The organism is Aquipseudomonas ullengensis (genome assembly GCF_014174475.1).
Taxonomy (GTDB): domain Bacteria; phylum Pseudomonadota; class Gammaproteobacteria; order Pseudomonadales; family Pseudomonadaceae; genus Aquipseudomonas; species Aquipseudomonas ullengensis.
In genome coordinates, this window is record NZ_JACJUD010000002.1 from 1 (window position 1) to 17,403 (window position 17,403).

Below are 17,403 nucleotides of genomic sequence, written 5' to 3' on the forward strand. Positions count from 1 at the left end.
CCATCCCGAACTCAGTAGTGAAACGACGCATCGCCGATGGTAGTGTGGGGTTTCCCCATGTGAGAGTAGGTCATCGTCAAGCTCCTATCCCCAAACCCCCAATCCGTGTAAACGGGTTGGGGGTTTGGCTTTTTGGGCTAGGAAAACTCCTGAAGTCTGGCTGGCTTTGCTGCCTCCGCCGGTAGTGCGTTGTCGCTCTAGAATCTAGCCTGTAAGCTGTTTCTCATTAGGCGGGAACCTTTACCACTGGGGGTATCGTGGAGCTCCGCACATATCTATGTATTTTTGGAATGGAGTCTGACCTCGATCATGACTGAGCTGAAATCAGCCAAAACCCGCCGAACAACCAACTGGTCCGCCATCTGGATTCTGCCCCTGATTGCCATGTTGATTGGTGGTTGGCTCGCTTGGCGCGCCTATGATCAGGCTGGCATCGAGATCCAGGTGTTCTTTCCGAGCGGGGATGGGATTCAGGTCGGCAAGACCGAGGTGGTCTACAAGGGGATGTCGATCGGCAAGGTCGTGGCCATGGAGCTCGACGACCAAGGTAAGAACCGCGGTGTGCGGGTCGCCATCGAGATGGACAAGAAGGTTCAAGATCACCTGCGCAGCAGCACGCGCTTCTGGCTGGTTAAGCCGAGTGTTTCTCTGGCAGGTATAACCGGCTTGGAAACCCTGGTTTCCGGTAACTACATCACTGTGAATCCAGGGGCGGGAGAACCCACTCGGGAGTTCGTGGCGCTCACAGAAGCGCCGCCTCTGGCGGATAGCGTTGCTGGTTTGCACCTGATCCTTAAGGCTGATCGGCTGGGCTCGCTGAATCGCGATAGCCCGGTGTTCTACAAGCAGATTCAAGTCGGCAAGGTGAAAAGCTATGTCCTTGCTGCTGACCAAAGCACGGTAGAGATCAAGATATTCATTGAGCCTCAGTTCGCCAGCCTGGTGCGCAAGCACACACGCTTCTGGAATGCCAGTGGTGTGTCCATCGATGCCGGCCTGTCTGGCGTCAAGGTACGTACCGAGTCGCTTTCCAGCATTGTTGCAGGGGGCATTGCGTTTGCCACGCCGGAACATCGTGCCGATAGCCCAGCAACCGACCCGACCATTCCTTTCCGTCTCTATGAGGATTACGAGGCCGCCCAGTCCGGGATCAAGGTTGCGCTGAAACTTACCGACTTCGAGGGGTTGGAGGCTGGGCGCACACCGGTCATGTACAAGGGCATTCAGGTCGGCACCCTGAAGGCCTTCAAGGTCGATGAGGACCTGGCAGGTGCTTCCACGGAGCTGGCCCTAGACCCGAGCACAGAAGATTATTTGGTCGAAGGGACCGATTTTTGGGTGGTCAAACCGTCCATCTCGCTGGCGGGGATTACCGGTCTGGAGGCGTTGGTCAAAGGTAACTACATTGCCATTCGCCCGGGTGAGAAGGGCGCTGCGCCTTCGCGCAATTTCGTGGCTCGGGCCAAGGCGCCGCCTCTGGATCTCGGCGCGCCGGGCCTGCACATGGTGCTGTTTGCCGATGCCCTGGGTTCGCTGGATGTGGGCAGCCCGATCCTCTACCACCAGGTCAAGGTCGGCTCGATCCAGAGCTACCAGTTTTCCCACGACCGCAAACGAGTGGTTCTGGGTGCGCATATCGAGCCGGAGTACGCCAACCTGGTGAACAGCTCCACACGCTTCTGGAACGCCAGTGGCATCACGCTGACTGGCGGGCTATCCGGTATCGAAGTCAAAAGTGATTCCTTGCAGAGTCTGCTGGCTGGCGGTGTCAGTTTCGAAACCCCGGATATGAAGGCGCCGGTTGAGCGCAAGATCCAGCGTTTCACTTTGCACAAGGACCGCAGTGATGCCGTGCAGGAGGGCGTGGCGATCCAGATCAAGGTGGCCAGCGGTGACGGCCTGAATCCGGGCACGGTGATTCGTTACAAAGGGCTGGAGGTCGGCAAGATCGAAACAGTCGAGTTTACCGACGATCTGCAGGCCGTGTTGCTCAATGCCCGTATCACCAAGGCGACCACGCGTATCGCGGCCGTGGGCAGCCAGTTCTGGGTGGTCAAGCCCGAGCTGGGCCTGGCACGTACGGCCAACCTGGAGACGCTGGTGAGTGGTCAGTACCTCGAAGTGCAGCCGGCCAGCAAACCTGGAAAGGCGCAGACCTTTTTCGAGATACGCCAGCAGACGCCGATTGCCGAGAGCCGTGAGGAAGGCCTGAAGGTCATCCTGAGCGCCCCGCGTCGTGGCTCGATCAAGCCGGGTGTGGTGGTCAGCTATCGCGAGGTGCCGGTAGGCAAGGTCACCCGCTTTGAGCTAGGCCCAACCTCTGATCGCGTGTTGATTCATGTGCTGATCGAGTCGCGCTATGCGCCTCTGGTGCGCAGCGGCAGTCGCTTCTGGAACGCCAGTGGCATTGGTGTGGACGCCGGCTTGTTCAAAGGCCTGAAGGTGCGTACCGAGTCCCTGGAAGCGCTGCTCGAGGGCGGGATCGCCTTTGCCACGCCAGACAATGCGCAGATGGGCGGGCCGGCGATTCCTGGGCAGACTTTTGCCTTGAACGAAGAGCCGAACGAGGAATGGATGAAGTGGGCACCGAAGATCGTGCTGGATAAGTAAGCGGCGGCGATTCAGTTTGGGTTAAGTCAGGGCGGCTATCTTGTTTCTTGTCGGAACCAACTACCCCTAGCGGAGATTGAACATGAACAAGTTGACTGCCCTGTTTGCCATTACTGCCCTTGCTGCTACTGCCGGTGTTGTCCAGGCCCGTGACCTGGGGCCGGACGAAGCGCTGAAGCTGCGTGATGCCGGCACCATCCAGAGCTTCGAGAAGCTCAACGCCGCTGCCATCGCCAAGCACCCCGGCAGCAAGATCGAAGAGACCGAGCTGGAAGAGGAATACGGCCGCTACATCTATCAGGTCGAACTGCGTGACGCGCAAAACGTGCAGTGGGACCTGGAGCTGGATGCCACCAGTGGCCAGATCCTCAAAGACCATCGCGACGATTGATCGATCGCCAGATAACGAAAGGGCCGCTTATGCGGCCCTTGTCGTTTGTGCGGGTTGAGGATCAGGCCGGCTGGCTTTCCGGCTCGGCGGCTTTCACCACCTCGCGGCGCTTGATGAACTTCCAGTCCGCTTCGTCGATGTAGATGCCGTTCGGGCCGCTGCCACCTTCCAGATCGATAGCCACGGTTGCCGAGACCTGCGGTTTCACCGAGGCCAGGATCGGCACGAAGCCCAGCTGCAGGCTGGTCTCGATCAGCGCCTGCTGGTTGCGCTCGTCGATGTCCGCCGCTTCATCGAGGTAGTACGGCAGGCGTACCTTGCCGGCCTGCTCGCGATCCATCAGGTGCAGCAACAGGTACATGTTGGTCAGCGCCTTGATGGTCATGGTCGTGCCGTTGGAGGCGGCGCCGTCGATGTCGGTGTGCATCACCGGCGCGCCGCCGACCTTGGTGATCTCGAAGGCCAGCTCGAACAGGTCCTTGAGACCCAGCTGGTTGTGGTTGGCCGCGACCAGGCGCGCCAGGTACTCCTTGGCCTCCTCGTTCTTGGCGTCCTGATCGCCGCTCTGCTGCAGGTCGAACACCGACAGGGTCTCGCCTTCCTCGTACTTACCGGCGCTGTGGATGATCTGGTCGATGTGCTTGAGCGCGTCCTTGTTCGGTGCGAGGACGATGCGGAAGCTCTCCAGGTTGGACACCTGGCGCTTGTTGATCTCGCGGTTGAACAGCGCCAGCTGGTGTTCCAGGTTGTCGTAGTCGCTGCGGATATTGCGCAGGGTACGGGCAATATCCGTCACGGCAGCACGGCGCGCCTTGGCCAGGGTGAGGGCTTCGTCCTGGCGGTGCGCGTAGGCGTTGACCAGCAGGTGCAGGCGGCGCTCGACGTCGTCTTCGCTGTCGAACTTGGCCACGCCCTTGAGGCGTACCTGGGCGTACAGCGCCTCGATCTGTCCGTCGATACGCTGCAGCGCCTGCCAGCTGTCCTGGTAGTCGTTGAGCAGGGGCTGCAGGTTGTCCAGCGAGTCGTCGACCGGGTCCATGAACGGCGTGCCGAATGGCAGGTCGGCCGGCAGCAGTTGGCGACGGCGCAGGGCGTCTTCCAGGGTGCGCTGCTTGGCTTCCAGGTCGGCCAACTGACGGCCGACCAGTTGCAGCTTGGCGGACAGCTGCTGCACGCGCTCGGTGAAGGCGTCCGACGCGCGCTTGAGCTCGTCCTGGGCAGCCTCCAATTGGGCCAGCTGTTCTAGCTTGCTGGCGTCCTCGACGGACAGAGTCTGGCAGCGGCGGAAGTCTTCCAGCGCCTTCTGCGCGTCCAGCACGTCCTTGTACAGCTGCTCGGCCTGGGCCTTGCTCGCCGCGCGGTCGGCAGCCACGGCCTGCTGGGTCTTGAGTTGCTTGAGCTCGCGCTCCAGGCGATCGCGCTGGTCGCGCAGGGCGGCGCGGTCGGCCAGGGCCTGCAGGGCCGGCGGCTCGATATGCGAGAGGTCGATGGTCAGGCCAGGCACGCTGAACTGCTCGCCCTTGAAGCGATCCAGCACCGCTTCCACGGCCTTGACCCAGTCGTCGCCCTCGGCCTGGATGCCTTTCTCGCCTAGGGGCAGGCTGAACAGCTGGCCGTTGAACAGGCGCATTAGGCGATCGACGTCGGCCTGGCTGAACTCCTCACGCAGGCGCGAGTAACTGTTGTTGTCGGCGTGGTCGAGCTGCTGCTTGACCGACTTCAGGCGTTTCTCCAGGTCACGCAGACGCTCGTCCAGGTCCTCGGCGGAGAACTGCCGCGACTGCGCCAGGGCGCCGGCCAGTTCGTCGTGGGCGTCCTTGGCGGCGAGCAGTTGTGCTTCCAGCACTTTCACATCGTCGACCAGGGCGAAGCGGTTCTTCAGCACCGCCAGTTCGCCCATCCAGCGCTGGATCTCGCTGATCTCGCGTTCCAGGCGCATCAGCTCCTGGGTGCCGCCGCGCTGCTCGTGCTGCAGGCCGTCCTGCTCGGCGCGGTAATGCTCGTGCTGGGCCAGCAGTTCGTCGCGGCGGGCGCCGGAGTAGTCCTGCCAGGTGCCGAGCAGGTTATCCAGCAGCGGCGACAGGCGATGCAGCTTGCCGCGCAGCACTTCGCGCTGCGCCACGCCTGCGGACAGCGCCTCGATCAGCGGGCCAGCGGTGACCAGTGCCTGGTAGTCCTGCTCCATGCGGCGCACATCGCGGAACGCCTCTTCGGTGGCGGCGATATAGTCGACGCTTCCGGAGCGCAGGCTGTGCTCGAAAGCGTCGAGGAACAGTTGCTTCAATTTCGCCGCGGTGATCTCGCGCATATGCAGCAGGTTGATGAACAGGGCGCGGAAGGTCTTCAGGCTCTGCTCGCTGGTGGAGCGCAGCGGGATCAGGGTCAGGTCCAGCGGGATCGAGGTGTGTCCGCCAACCAGCAGGCGCCGCAGTTCATCGGGCTTCAGTTCATAGGCGACGATGCCGGCCTGGCCAAGGTTGTTGAACAGCTCGCGCTGGCGCAGGCAGGTGCCGTTGCTCTGGTAGTGCTGCAGGTCCAGCTCGCCACGGTAGGCGAAGAACTGGTGGCCGAAACCGCCGCCCGGGCCGCGACCGGCCACGCCGATCACGTGCGGGCCGTGGGGCAGCGACACTTCGACGAGGATGTAGCTGGTGTCGCTGGCGAAGTAGAACTTGCGCGACTGCTCCAGGCTGTACTTGCCGAAACTCATGTCCGACATGCGCGCCAGGATCGGGAACTGCAGGGCGTTGATCGACGCCGATTTACCCAGGTTGTTGGCGCCATACACCGACAGCGGGTTTTCCAGCGGGAACAGGCCGAGGCTGTAGCCGGCGGTGTTCAGCAGGGCGAAGCGGCGGATGCCGTAGCGTTCCTGGCTCATGCGTCGATCTCCTGGGCATCACGTTCTTCGGCCATGGCGCGGGCCAGGGCGTCTTCTTCGCTTTCTTCGGCGTCGGCCGGTTCGATGATCACGATGTCGTCCTCGACTTCATCGGCGACCAGCACCGGCGTCGGCAGCGGCAGGGCGCTGTGCAGGCTGGCGGCGAGGTCGCGGTCCTGTTGCACGGACAGGCACACGTCGAGGAAGCGGTGCATCGGCGCGAGGAAGCGGTACACGCCGTTCTCCTCGCCGGCGAAGCCGAGCTGGGTCAGGCGGCGCATGACCTTCTCTTCCAGTTCTTCCTGGGTGGTGACTTCGGCCTGCAGGAACAGGTCCTTATACTTGTCCAGCAGCGGCGGCAGCTCGTCGCGGCCGAGGCTACCGCCATCAAGCACGGCCAGCGGGTCGCGGCCCTGGTCGGCGAGGTGCTCGACCAGGATGAAGGTGAACAGCGCCAGGCGCTGGGCGGTCTTGTTCACCTGGGCGCCCATCTGCTCGGGGACGAAGTAATAGAAACCGCGGGTGTCGCAGGTCAGCTCGTAGCCGAGCGACTTGAACAGCGCGCGGTACTGGTCCTGCAGGTTGGACAGCTGGGTGTACAGCTCCGGGTCGCGGCGGCTGATGTGGTAGCCCTTGAACAGCTCGCGGAAGATCGGCGCCAGCTGGGTCAGTTCTTTCAGGTCGATATTCATACGCGATGCTCGCAGGCAGTCGTAGGGTGGAAAACCGCGAAGCGTTTTCCACCAGAGGATTCGAGGTGCTGGATGGTGGACAAACAGAGCGTTGTCCACCCTACGCAAGGCTTAACCATGAGGGCGGCCTACCAGCGCGTAGGAGCTCAGGCTGACCTGATGCTCGCGGGTGAGGTAATCGCGGCGCTCGAGGCGTTCACGCTGGAAGCGGCTATCGCGGGACAGGCGCGAGAACCAGTAGAGCAATTCGTCGGTGGCGCCGGTCGGTTCCTGCTCCAGCAGCCAGACCATCAGGTCCGGCAGCGGCAGGGCCTGCTCGCAGCGCTCGATCATCTCGCGCGCGGTGCGCGGTGCGCGTTGTGGTTCGCCCTTGCGCGTGGTGCTGGCCTTGGGGAACTGCGACGGCTTGGGTTCGAAGCGGGCGAGGGCGTAGACGTATGCCTCGACCTGCGAAGCAGTGCCGAGGAAGGTGCTCTGCGGTCGTGTGTGCAACGGCAGGGAGGCCTGCGGCACGGCATCCAGGCCCTTCTTGCGGATTGCCGCCAGGGCCAGCGCAGCGCCGCGGGTCACGGCGTTGTGCCGGCGCGCTTCCTCGCGCAGCGGCAGCAGCAGCTCGCGGGCCTTGCGCAGGGTCAGCTGGGCGGTGGTCTGCATTTCCAGGATGCGCGCGTGGGTGCGCAGCAGCAGATCGTCGTCGACCAGTTGGCCGAGGCGTTGCTGTTCACCGAGCAGCTTGAGCAGCACCTGCTCGACGCGGCGCACGCCCTGCTCGAAGGCGCCGTCGGCGGCGACCAGCTGGATCATCGGCTCAACGTATTCGTCCCAGGTCGCCAGCACTTCGGCGTAGCGCTGGCGCAGCGGAATCTGCCGGTCGCTGGTCTTGGCCCGCTCGGCCACGCCGATCAGCGCCTGCTCGTCATTGCCGAGCTTCTTCAGTACATCGCGCACACGCATGTCGAGCAGGCGCAGCTGGCGCGCCAGGTCGTTGCCGTCGCGGACTTCAAACGCGTCCTGGATATAGCCGGCCAGGCGCTCCAGGTGGCGCAGGTAGGCTTCGATCTCCAGGCACAGGCCGAGGCGGTGTTCACGCCGCAGGTAGGCGAGGAAGTCGTGGATCTGCGCGTTCAGCTCGAAGCGGTTGGGGCTCTTGGCCACCGGCACCAGGATATCCAGGCGAATCCACTGGTCGAGCAGGGCGGTGATGTCGGCAGGGCTGCCCTCGGGCAACTGGGCGCCGAGCTGGTTGCGCAGTTCCACCAGGCTCAGGGTGCCGGCGTCGAAGCGCTCGCACAGCGGTTCCAGTAGCGTCCAGTGCTCGGCGAGGGCGCGCAGTACGCGCTTGGGGTCAATCATTGGGGCATCCGTTCTGCAGGCTGCTTTCCTGATCTGCTGCGCGTCGGCCAGTCGGCGTTAAAAATGGCTTCGAAATGCTCATTTACAGCTCGTAAACTGCGCTTTCTCAGCCATTTTTGCCTTGTCTGGCTCTAGCTCGCGAGATCATCAATAGTTCAAAGGCGGCGGAATTGTACTGCAAAGGTGTGGGGCTGGCCGACCGGGTGTCGAAACGCCTGTCGGCCTTCCCCGACGCGGCGATTCAGGCCACAATTCCCGCCCATCAGAGCGGGCCGCTGCCCGCCACAGGAACTCTCTACCTTGATCGAAGAAGCCCGTCGCCGTGCCTATCTGACCGCCATGCAGGTGGTCAGCTGGCTGCCGCGCAGTGTGTTGCCCTTTGCCGCGCCGTCGCGGGCCGAGCTGCTGCAGCCATTGCCCGAGCCGGAGCCGCCGGTTGTCGCGCCGCCGGTAGCGGCTGCCGCGCCTGCAACGGTACGCGAAGAAGCGCCGGCCCCCCGCCCGAGCATCGAAGTGCCGCGCCCGGCCGTGTCGATGCCCAAGCCGATGATCAAGGCAGAGCCGGCCGCGACCGAAGCAGAAGAAACCCCGGCACCAACCCGAACTACCCCCGTACCGCCGCCGCGCTTCGCCCTGCAGCTGCTGCGGGCTGGCGACTGCGCCCTGCTGGTCGAACTGCCGACCGGCGAATCGTTCCAGAGCCGCGACCCGGCCTATCTCTTATTGAAAGACCTGCTGCGCGCCGCCGGCCTGCCGGACAGCCCGCAGCAGGTTGGTGACGGTTCGCCGATCCACTGGCCGTTGCTGTCGCGCGGCAACCTCGATCAGGGCCCGGATGCCGCCCGTGACTATGTGCAGGGCGTGTTGGCTGGCCAGTTGGAAAGCCAGCCGTGTGCCTGCCTGTGGCTGATCGGTTTACCGGCCGTGCGTTTTGCTGGCGAAGGCGATGCCGAGAGCTTCAATCGCGAACTGACCATCGACGGCCTCGGCCCTGCCTGGGCGCTGCCGGGGCTGGAACTGCTGATGGACGAGCCCGAGCGCAAGCGTGAGCTGTGGCAAGCCATGCGTCGGGTGATGCAGCGCTGGAAGCCTTCCATATGAGCACCGCCATTACCTTCCGCCCGATGGTCGCGGCGGATCTCGACCGCGTGCTGCAGATCGAGGCCGCGGCCTTCAGCCATCCCTGGACGCGCGGCATCTTCGAGGATGGCCTGAAGTCCTACGACTGTTGGGTGATGTTCGAGGGCGAGGAACAGGTCGGTCACGGCGTGATCCAGGTGATCATCGACGAGGCGCACCTGCTCAACATCACCGTGCGCCCGCAGAGCCAGGGCAAGGGCTACGGTTTGCTGCTGCTGGAGCACCTGATGCGTCGCGCCTACGCCATGAAGGCTGGCGAATGCTTCCTCGAGGTGCGCGCCAGCAACCAGTCGGCGTACCGCCTGTACGAGCGCTTCGGCTTCAACGAGATCGGCCGGCGCCGCGACTACTACCCGGCGCCGGGTGGTCGCGAAGATGCACTGGTGATGGCCTGCACCCTGCTCGACTGATCCCGCTGCTCCCGCCCTTGTAGATGTCCGCCGTTTTGGCGCTTTCGGCTTTTGTCCGCTGTTGTTTTGCCGCGTAGGATCGAGGCATAACAATAAGGCGGAGCAGCCAATGAACGCGGTCGATGTGCTGGTGGTGGGCGCGGGTATTTCCGGGCTGACGGCGGCCTGGCGTTTGCAGCAGGCAGGGCGTTCGGTGCGGGTGCTGGAGGCGTCGGGCCGTGTCGGTGGGCGCACGCTCAACCATGCCTTTGCCAGTGGCGAGGTGGTGGAAGTCGGTGGCCAGTGGGTGGGGCCGACCCAGGAGCGCATCCTTGCCCTGATCGACGAGCTGGGCCTGCAAACCTTCCCGCTGTGGAACCAGGGCGACAACCTGACCCTGTTCGGCGGCGCGCTGAAGTCCTATCGCGGCACCATCCCGCGTTTCGCCCCGCATGTGCTGCTCGACGTGCTGCAGGCGCAACTGCGTTTCGAACGGCTGGCGCGGCAGATTCCCCTGGACGATCCGGCCCGCCACCCCAAGGCGGCGCAGTGGGATCGCATGACCTTCGCCGAGTGGATCAACCGGACCCTGAAGACCGCCCACGGGCGCAAGGTGTTCGAGCTGCTCAGTGGCGCGGTATTCGCCGCCAGCCCCCATGACCTGTCTTTTTTGCATGTGCTGTTCTACGTCAACAGCGGCACCGACTTCGACACCATCCTCGGCGTCGAGGGCGGCGCCCAGCAGGACCGCATAACCGGCGGCTCGCAGCGTATCTGCCTGGCCCTGGTCGAGCGCCTGGGCGATGCGGTGTTACTCAAGCAGTCGGTGCGGGCGGTGCGCCAGGATGATCAAGGCGTCGAGCTGGTTACCGACCAGGGTGTGCATCGCGCGGCGCGCGTGATCTTCGCCGTGCCGCCGACCATGCTCCTGCGCATCAGCCAGGAGCCACAGCTGCCGGGCTGGCGCGACCAGTTGCTGCAACGCCAGCCGCAAGGCGCGGTGATCAAGTGCATGGCCCTGTATGAAACACCGTTCTGGCGCGAACGCGGCCTCTCCGGCCAGGCCACCAGTGAGCTAGGCCCGGTGCGCCTGACCTTTGACAACAGCTTGCCGGACTCGTCGCATGGCGTGTTGATGGGCTTTATCGAGGGCGACGAGGCGCGCCACTGGAGCGCCCGCAGCGAGCCCGAACGGCGCGCGGTGGTGCTCGAATGCTTCGCCCGCTACTTCGGCGAGCAGGCATTGGCGCCGCTGGAGTACGTCGACAAATGCTGGGCCGACGAACCGTTCGCCCGTGGCTGCTACGCCGCGCTGTTCCCGCCGGGTTTGTGGACGTCCGGGGCGGTGCGCCTGCGCGAGCCGTTCGGCCGCCTGCACTTTGCCGGTACCGAGACGGCTACCCGCTGGATGGGTTATTTCGACGGCGCTGTGCAGGCTGCTGAGCGTGCCGTGAGCGAAGTGCTGGCAGCCGAATAAAGGAGGCGCGCATGTGCGACACCCTGGTAATGCGCCAAGGCGGCCAGACCTGGTTTGCCAAGAACAGCGACCGCGAGCCGGCCGAGCCACAGCGCCTGCTGCGTATCGAGGCGGTGCAGGGCGATCGTGAGCGTGAGCTGCAGACCACCTACCTGCGCATCCCGCAGACGGCCGAGCGCCACGGCCTGATCCTCAGTCAGCCGAGCTGGCTGTGGGGCGGCGAAATGGGCGTCAACCAGCGCGGTGTGGTGATCGGCAACGAGGCGGTGTTCACCCGCCTGACGCGCAAGCGCGGCGAGGCGCTGCTGGGCATGGACCTGCTGCGCCTGGGCCTGGAGCGTGGTGGTTCGGCCCGCGAAGCGCTGGCGGTGATCACCGAGCACCTCGAGCGCTTCGGCCAGGGCGGTCCGGCCGGTTTTCGCGACAAGGGCTTTCGCTACGACAACAGCTTTCTGATCGCTGACGCAGGTGAGGCCTGGGTGCTGGAAACGGCCGGGCAGTTGTGGGCGGCCAAGCGCGTCGAGCGCTGGGCGATTTCCAACGCGCTGAGCCTTGGCCATGAGTTCGACCTGAGCAGTGCCGATCTGCCGGGGCAGGCGCGCAAGCTGGGCTGTTGGGACGGGCGCGGCGATTTCCACTTCGCCCGTGCCTTCGATACCCGCCTGTTGCCCTGGGTTGGTGGGGCGCATCGGCGACGGGCGTTGAACCAGGATTTCCTCGCGCAGTGCCCGGCCACTGCCAGCTGGGCTGAACTGACGGCGGCGCTGCGCAGCCATGGCCGGCGCGGCGACGATCTGCACCACCACGACAATCGTCAGGTGTGCCTGCATGCCGGCGCCTTCTGGCGGCCGTCGCAGACCACTGCCAGCCTGATCGCCCGCTTGCAGCCTGAACGCATCGAACTGGCCGCGACCGGCACATCCGCCCCGTGCCTCGGTCTGTTTCAGCCGCTGGGCTTCGACGAGGGCGCAGGGGCCGCGTTGCTCAGTCGTAGCGAAGAGCCGGTGTCCGCCTCGCTCTGGTGGCAGTTCGAGGCCGTGCACCGGCGTGCGCTGGTCGACGAGGGTTTTCGCCAGGCGCTCAGGGCCAGTCGCGCTACGCTGGAGCCACGGTTGCTGGAGCAGCTGGGCGCCGCTCAGGTGGATTGGCAGGGCGCGGCCGAACAGGCAGCGGCCTGGCATCGCCACTGGCAGGTCGAGGCCAGCGCCGGCTCTATATCACTGCCGCTGTGGTGGCGGCGCAAGGCTGCTCTACAGGGCTGAAACGCCTTGTAAATGGGGCGGCGGCTCCGTATGTTTCGCCGCGGGCACGGGAGGATAGACATGAGCGATCTGCAGCAATTGTTCGACAACAACGCGCGCTGGGCCGAGGCGATCAACGAGGAGGACCCCGAGTTCTTCGCCAAGCTGGCCAAGCAACAGACTCCCGAGTTCCTCTGGATCGGCTGTTCGGATGCGCGGGTACCGGCCAACGAGATTGTCGGCCTGTTGCCGGGCGATATCTTCGTCCACCGCAACGTCGCCAACGTGGTGCTGCACACCGACCTCAACTGCCTGTCGGTGATCCAGTACGCGGTCGACGTGCTCAAGGTCAAACACATCCTGGTCACCGGCCACTACGGCTGCGGTGGTGTGCGCGCGGCCATGCAGGACCGCCAGTTCGGCCTGATCGACGGTTGGCTGCGCTCGATTCGCGACCTCTATTACGAGCAGCGCGAACACTTCGCCGCGATCGACAACGAGGAAGATAAAGTCGACCGCCTCTGCGAGCTGAACGTCATCCAGCAGGTGGCCAACGTCAGCCACACCACCATCGTGCAGAACGCCTGGCATCGCGGCCAGGAGCTGTCGGTGCACGGCTGCATTTACGGCATCAAGGACGGTCGCTGGAAGAATCTCAACGTCACCGTCAGCGGCCTGGAACAACTGCCGCCGCAATACCGGCTGCGCCCGCTCGGCCAATCCTGAGTTGCCTCGCGCGCAACTCTTCGCCTGGCTGGGTCTGGCCCTGGCGAGCCTGTTCTGGGCGGGCAACTCACTGGTCGCCCGTGCATTCACCGGCATCATTCCGCCTTTCTCGCTGGCCTTCTGGCGCTGGGCGATAGCGCTGTTGATCCTCTTGCCCCTGGTGGGGCCGTCTCTCTGGGCGCATCGCCAGGTGCTGCGCCGCGCCGGCTGGCGCCTGTGGGTCGCCGCATTGCTGGCCATCACCCTGTACAACGTCATGCTCTACACCGCGGCGCAGAGTACGGCGGCGATCAACCTCAGCCTGGTGAGCACCTGTTTGCCGCTGGCGACCTTCATTGGCGCGGGGTTGCTGCTGGGCGAGTGGCCGGCGCGGCGTGCCTGGGTTGGCTTGGGCCTGGCGATGATCGGCCTGCTCTGGCTGATCGCCAAAGGCAGTTGGCAGGTACTGAGCAGCCTGTCCTTCGCCCAGGGCGATGTGCTGATGCTGCTGGCAATCCTGGATTGGGCCCTGTACTCGCTGCTGTTGCGCCGCTGGCGGGCGCACTTCCAGGTCCCACCCTTCACCTTGCTCGGTGCCCTGGTGTTGCTCGGCCTGCTGATGCTCTCGCCGTTGTACGTCTGGGAGCTGTGGCAGGGTGCGCGCTTCGAGCCGAGCCTGGGCAATCTGGCCGCGATTGGCTACACCGCACTGTTCGCGTCGGTCATCGCTTACCAACTGTGGAACATCGGCCTACGCGAACTCGGTGCGGCGCGCACGGCGATGAGCAACTACCTGATGCCGGTGTTTACCGCGTTATTGGGCTGGGTATTGCTGGGCGAGGGGCTGCAGGACTTCCACTGGGTCGGCGGCGCTCTGATCTTCGCCGGCCTGCTGCTGGCTGGCAGGCTGCAGAGCGGGCGGACATGAGCCCGCGCCTCTGCGTGATCCCCGGCGATGGCATCGGCCAGGAAGTGGTGCCGGTAGCCGTGGCGGTGCTGCAGCGCCTGCTGCCGGATCTGACTCTGGTCGAAGCCGAGGCCGGCTGGGAATGCTTCCAGCGCCACGGCGTGGCGGTGCCCGAGGTCACCCTGCAGGCCATGCGTAACTGCGGCGCCGGCCTGTTTGGCGCGGTGTCATCGCCGAGCCATCAGGTGCCAGGCTACCGCAGCGCCATCCTTACCCTGCGTCAGCAACTCGGCCTCAACGTCAACCTGCGGCCCGTGCGCAGCTGGCCGCAGGTATCGCCCAAGGTAGGCATCGATTTGCTGATCCTGCGTGAGAACAGCGAAGGCCTCTACAGCGGCCGCGAACACTGGCAGGAGGAGGGTGTGGCGATTGCCGAGCGGGTGATCAGTCGCACCGCCAGCCAGCGCCTGGCCGAGTGCGCTGCGCAGGTAGCTGCCCAGCGCCAGGCGCGGCGTATCACCTTGGTCCACAAGGCCAACGTGCTGCCACTGACCTGCGGCCTGTTCCGCGACACCTGCCGCGCGCACCTCGAAGCACAGGGCTGGCGCGATGTAGTGGATGAACGCCTGGTGGATGTGGCGGCCCTGCAACTGGTGGCGCAGCCAGAAACCTTCGACCTGATCGTCACCAGCAACCTGTTCGGCGACATCCTCTCCGACCTGGCCTGCCACTGGAGCGGCGGCCTGGGCCTGGCACCCTCACTCAACTGGGGCAACGGCCTGGCCCTGGCCGAACCGGTACACGGCAGCGCCCCCGACATTGTCGGCAGCGGCCGCGCCAATCCGCTGGCTGCCATCCTTAGCATTGCTCTGTTACTGCGTCATCACTGGCAGCGTGAGGATTTGGCGGAGCGCTTGGAGCGTGCGGTGGCGGACTTTCTACGCGAGGAGTGGCGTGACGATCTGGCGGGGGATACGACGCGGGTGGTATCAGAAGGTGTTTTGGCACGGATTGGTTGAGCGTGGGTGGAGGCAGTAAGAACGCTCGAATTCGTGGGGGCGTAAAACTTTAAGGAGGAAGGAGTGGTGATGGCTGTATTGGCTTTTTTCCCGGCGCTAGCAACTGCTGTTACCAGCTACGGCCTTTATCGTACGGCTACGGGGAAAGGTGTGAGTAGGGCCTACAGATGGGTGGAGAATGGCTTGTACGTCATTCTCGGATTGGAGCTGTTGGTGATCCTGGCTGCATGGATATAGATAGAGCACCGGGAAATTGCTAGCCCAGAAACACAAAGGCCTACCCGAAGGTAAGCCTTTGTTTTGTTTGGTGGCTACGCAGGGACTTGAACCCCGGACCCCAGCATTATGAATCACCTGAGTGGCGCCAGAGTAAGCCCCACAAACCCATAGAATGGGCCTTCTAGCCTTACTTTCTTCCCGCTACGCCAGAGCTTTCCAGAGAAAGCTGTCGATGTAGTCACTCCGGTTGGTCGTCATATATTAAAACTGGATGGGCCCGAAAGGAGCCTCCACCATCATATTTTGAGAAGTTTACATGAGCCCCTATTTTGATAGGATTTGGCCCGTATACACTCTCTTTATGGAAGAATACATTATTTTCTTCTTGGGATATAAAGCCCCATGCTTTGTGAAGGAAGTTATTGATCTGCCCTTCATGTCGCTGAGCAGTTGCATAGCAAAGCCTGCTGCAGGCTGAAACTAAGCTGTCTGCTGTTGGTCTGTCTTTTGGATTCTTTTTTAGACAGGAAAGCGATATTGATAATAAGCTTTCTGCGAGCGGTCTGAATTGTGGATTTGATAGAACAAAAGCAGGTGGAGGGGTGATATCTACATTCATGATTCTCTGAACTGCTTTTAAACCATTTCCAAATGGCAAGGCTCCAGTTATTAGTTGATAAAACATCGCTCCAATAGACCAGATATCTGCTGCTGCACTTACAGTTCGAGGGCTTTCAATTGCTTCAGGAGCCATGTATGGAAGGGCGCCAACTGCAGTTTGAGACATGGAAAGGGTGGAGTCGCCGCCTTCGATAGCTTCTACAAGTTCATCTTTGGCCATGGTGGCAATGCCAAAGTCTGTTATTTTTATCGAAGTTAATGAATGCTTGCCAGTTACCATTATATTGGTGGGTTTTAAGTCTCGATGCACAACGTTGGCATGGTGAGCAGCTGCAAGCCCCTTCGCTAAGTAGTTAAATATTCTAGCGGCAAGATGGGGGTCGATAAATTGTGCTCGGCTTAGCAGCGCTTGTTGGAGATCGGTGCCGTCTATAAGTTCTTCTATAAGGTATCTATCTTCGCCATCCCTAACATAGTCTAAGGTTTTTGCTATGTTGTGATGGTTGACTTTTGCTGAAAGTATGGCGCTTTGTTTGAATCTTTTAGTTGCAGATGAGTTTTTTGGGGTTTTTAATGCCACGTATCTATCTAGCAGTCGATCATGTGCTTTGTATACGTATTGCATGCCGCCTTCATTGATGTAGCTGTCTATTGCGTAACGCTCGCCAATTATAGTGCCCTGTTCGAATCTAGACATTATATTGTTATCTCTGGATTGGATATGTCGAAGGTAATGAACTCTCGCTCATTTGCTCTTCTCGCCGGAGAACCTAGCGCTACGACGCAGCTTCCGGGTAGCACTGCACCATTTGATACTACACGATTATTTATTAAGACCTCTCCAGATACATCTATTACGATGAAGTCTGTACCATTATATTCAATGGTTGCTTTTCCAATATTTGTAAACTCTAGTGTTGTGCTTGGGTTTTTCGAGGTGAGATAAGTAGGGACCCCTTTGTGAACCACTAGTGCTTGATGTTGATTGAGTAGAATATGCTTGGCCAGCGCAGCCTTGATGGCGGATATGGGAGGTCTTTGCTCTGGAGAGTAGTGTAGACAGTCGTTTAGAATGCTTTGTATTTCCGGAGCTAGGTTCAGCGGTGTTAGGTTAAAGTGATGTCGCGATACTGGCTTGTCATACGCACATACTAATTCTTTAGGTACGCTTCCAAGTGCAAGGAATAAAGCTGTTGCACCAAATCCATAGACATCAACTGCGGAGGTGAATTTGGGGCTTTCACCGTAGAGCTCTGGGGCTGCGAAGCCATGAGTCCCTATAAAACCGACTGTGGCTGCATTAAAACCTTCTTGTCGAGATAGTCCGAAGTCATAGATTTTTATAACTCCCTCCGGGTCAAGCTTCATATTGTTCGGCTTGATATCTCTGTGGATGGTTCCGGCGTCGTGGATGTCGCTTATGCCAGATGCTATTTGCCAGATGTTCTTATAGTATGTGATTTCATCTTTGGGAGGGACAAAGCCATCAATAAGATCTTCGCCGAAAATGTACTCTTGAACTATGCCTGTTCCGAATTCTGTAGTGTTCACTATGTCATAAACTTGAACTACGTGCTTGGATCGTACCCGCATCAGTGCTGCCAGCTCGTCTAGCATTCGTCTCTGATCAATTGAGCTTTTGATGAATTTTATTGCGACCTGACGCTCAAGTACGGTGTCAGTGCAAGGAATTACTCCTCCCATACCGCCTAGAAAACTTGAGCCGATGGGTTGATATCGGTCTGGCAGTCCCTGCAT

General features: G+C 61.9%; 14 protein-coding genes and 1 rRNA gene. 10 read left to right on the plus strand and 5 right to left on the minus strand.

The window, feature by feature from the left end; translation table 11 throughout:
• The 3 genes from rrf to H3H51_RS05490 form a co-directional block, all read left to right on the plus strand.
• Positions 1-82: ribosomal RNA gene (rrf, locus tag H3H51_RS21390) — 5S ribosomal RNA — on the plus strand; the annotation flags it as partial.
• Between the two features lie 227 nt (positions 83-309).
• The gene (locus H3H51_RS05485) at positions 310-2,610 is read left to right on the plus strand and encodes a PqiB family protein (protein WP_183088042.1); all 2,301 of its coding nucleotides are present in this window, start codon (positions 310-312) and stop codon (positions 2,608-2,610) included.
• Between the two features lie 82 nt (positions 2,611-2,692).
• Positions 2,693-3,001 carry a PepSY domain-containing protein gene (locus H3H51_RS05490; RefSeq protein WP_183088043.1) on the plus strand — a complete coding sequence of 103 codons (309 nt, stop codon included), beginning with the start codon at positions 2,693-2,695 and terminating at the stop codon, positions 2,999-3,001.
• 61 nt (positions 3,002-3,062) lie between these two features.
• Here H3H51_RS05490 and mksF read toward each other — a convergent pair whose 3' ends face one another.
• From mksF to mksB, 3 genes are all read right to left on the minus strand, one after another.
• On the minus strand, positions 3,063-5,882 hold the full coding sequence (gene mksF, locus H3H51_RS05495) for an Mks condensin complex protein MksF (protein ID WP_183088044.1): 2,820 nt from the start codon (positions 5,880-5,882) through the stop codon (positions 3,063-3,065).
• Positions 5,879-6,574, minus strand: coding sequence for an Mks condensin complex protein MksE (gene mksE, locus H3H51_RS05500; RefSeq protein ID WP_183088045.1), 696 nt, complete (start codon positions 6,572-6,574; stop codon positions 5,879-5,881). Before mksE ends, mksF begins: the two co-directional genes overlap by 4 nt.
• A gap of 111 nt (positions 6,575-6,685) precedes the next feature.
• Positions 6,686-7,927, minus strand: a complete 1,242-nt coding sequence (mksB, locus tag H3H51_RS05505) for an Mks condensin complex protein MksB (protein WP_183088046.1) — start codon at positions 7,925-7,927, stop codon at positions 6,686-6,688.
• A 300-nt stretch (positions 7,928-8,227) separates the two neighbouring features.
• Between mksB and H3H51_RS05510 the strand changes: the two genes are divergently transcribed.
• The 7 genes from H3H51_RS05510 (at position 8,228) to H3H51_RS05540 (ending at position 14,805) form a co-directional block, all read left to right on the plus strand.
• Entirely contained in the window at positions 8,228-9,028 is an 801-nt protein-coding gene (locus tag H3H51_RS05510; protein ID WP_183088047.1) for an energy transducer TonB, read from the plus strand.
• Positions 9,025-9,477 carry a ribosomal protein S18-alanine N-acetyltransferase gene (gene rimI, locus H3H51_RS05515; RefSeq protein WP_183088048.1) on the plus strand — a complete coding sequence of 151 codons (453 nt, stop codon included), beginning with the start codon at positions 9,025-9,027 and terminating at the stop codon, positions 9,475-9,477. The genes H3H51_RS05510 and rimI overlap by 4 nt, the downstream gene beginning before the upstream one ends.
• A gap of 109 nt (positions 9,478-9,586) precedes the next feature.
• Positions 9,587-10,933 (plus strand): flavin monoamine oxidase family protein, encoded by a 1,347-nt coding sequence (locus H3H51_RS05520; protein WP_183088049.1) that lies wholly within the window; start codon positions 9,587-9,589, stop codon positions 10,931-10,933.
• An 11-nt stretch (positions 10,934-10,944) separates the two neighbouring features.
• Complete coding sequence (locus tag H3H51_RS05525) at positions 10,945-12,195, plus strand: C69 family dipeptidase (protein ID WP_183088050.1); 1,251 nt, start codon at positions 10,945-10,947, stop codon at positions 12,193-12,195.
• Positions 12,196-12,255: 60 nt separating this feature from the next.
• Positions 12,256-12,900, plus strand: a complete 645-nt coding sequence (can, locus tag H3H51_RS05530; protein WP_183088051.1) for a carbonate dehydratase — start codon at positions 12,256-12,258, stop codon at positions 12,898-12,900.
• A gap of 1 nt (position 12,901) precedes the next feature.
• Positions 12,902-13,807 carry a DMT family transporter gene (locus H3H51_RS05535; RefSeq protein WP_183088052.1) on the plus strand — a complete coding sequence of 302 codons (906 nt, stop codon included), beginning with the start codon at positions 12,902-12,904 and terminating at the stop codon, positions 13,805-13,807.
• Positions 13,804-14,805, plus strand: a complete 1,002-nt coding sequence (locus H3H51_RS05540) for an isocitrate/isopropylmalate dehydrogenase family protein (RefSeq protein ID WP_183088053.1) — start codon at positions 13,804-13,806, stop codon at positions 14,803-14,805. Before H3H51_RS05535 ends, H3H51_RS05540 begins: the two co-directional genes overlap by 4 nt.
• Positions 14,806-15,262: 457 nt before the next feature.
• On the opposite strand, the gene H3H51_RS05545 is transcribed toward H3H51_RS05540, so the two are convergent.
• Together H3H51_RS05545 and H3H51_RS05550 are read right to left on the minus strand one after the other, a co-directional pair.
• On the minus strand, positions 15,263-16,342 hold the full coding sequence (locus H3H51_RS05545) for a serine/threonine-protein kinase (RefSeq protein ID WP_183088054.1): 1,080 nt from the start codon (positions 16,340-16,342) through the stop codon (positions 15,263-15,265).
• Positions 16,342-17,403 carry a serine/threonine-protein kinase gene (locus H3H51_RS05550; protein ID WP_183088055.1) on the minus strand — a complete coding sequence of 354 codons (1,062 nt, stop codon included), beginning with the start codon at positions 17,401-17,403 and terminating at the stop codon, positions 16,342-16,344. Before H3H51_RS05550 ends, H3H51_RS05545 begins: the two co-directional genes overlap by 1 nt.

Coding starts and splice junctions, on each gene's coding strand:
- H3H51_RS05485 (WP_183088042.1), top strand. CDS start 310: ATGACTGAGCTGAAATCAGCCAAAACCCGCCGAACAACCAACTGGTCC.
- H3H51_RS05490 (WP_183088043.1), top strand. CDS start 2,693: ATGAACAAGTTGACTGCCCTGTTTGCCATTACTGCCCTTGCTGCTACT.
- mksF (WP_183088044.1), bottom strand. CDS start 5,882: ATGAGCCAGGAACGCTACGGCATCCGCCGCTTCGCCCTGCTGAACACC.
- mksE (WP_183088045.1), bottom strand. CDS start 6,574: ATGAATATCGACCTGAAAGAACTGACCCAGCTGGCGCCGATCTTCCGC.
- mksB (WP_183088046.1), bottom strand. CDS start 7,927: ATGATTGACCCCAAGCGCGTACTGCGCGCCCTCGCCGAGCACTGGACG.
- rimI (WP_183088048.1), top strand. CDS start 9,025: ATGAGCACCGCCATTACCTTCCGCCCGATGGTCGCGGCGGATCTCGAC.
- H3H51_RS05520 (WP_183088049.1), top strand. CDS start 9,587: ATGAACGCGGTCGATGTGCTGGTGGTGGGCGCGGGTATTTCCGGGCTG.
- H3H51_RS05525 (WP_183088050.1), top strand. CDS start 10,945: ATGTGCGACACCCTGGTAATGCGCCAAGGCGGCCAGACCTGGTTTGCC.
- can (WP_183088051.1), top strand. CDS start 12,256: ATGAGCGATCTGCAGCAATTGTTCGACAACAACGCGCGCTGGGCCGAG.
- H3H51_RS05540 (WP_183088053.1), top strand. CDS start 13,804: ATGAGCCCGCGCCTCTGCGTGATCCCCGGCGATGGCATCGGCCAGGAA.
- H3H51_RS05545 (WP_183088054.1), bottom strand. CDS start 16,342: ATGTCTAGATTCGAACAGGGCACTATAATTGGCGAGCGTTACGCAATA.
- H3H51_RS05550 (WP_183088055.1), bottom strand. CDS start 17,403: ATGCAGGGACTGCCAGACCGATATCAACCCATCGGCTCAAGTTTTCTA.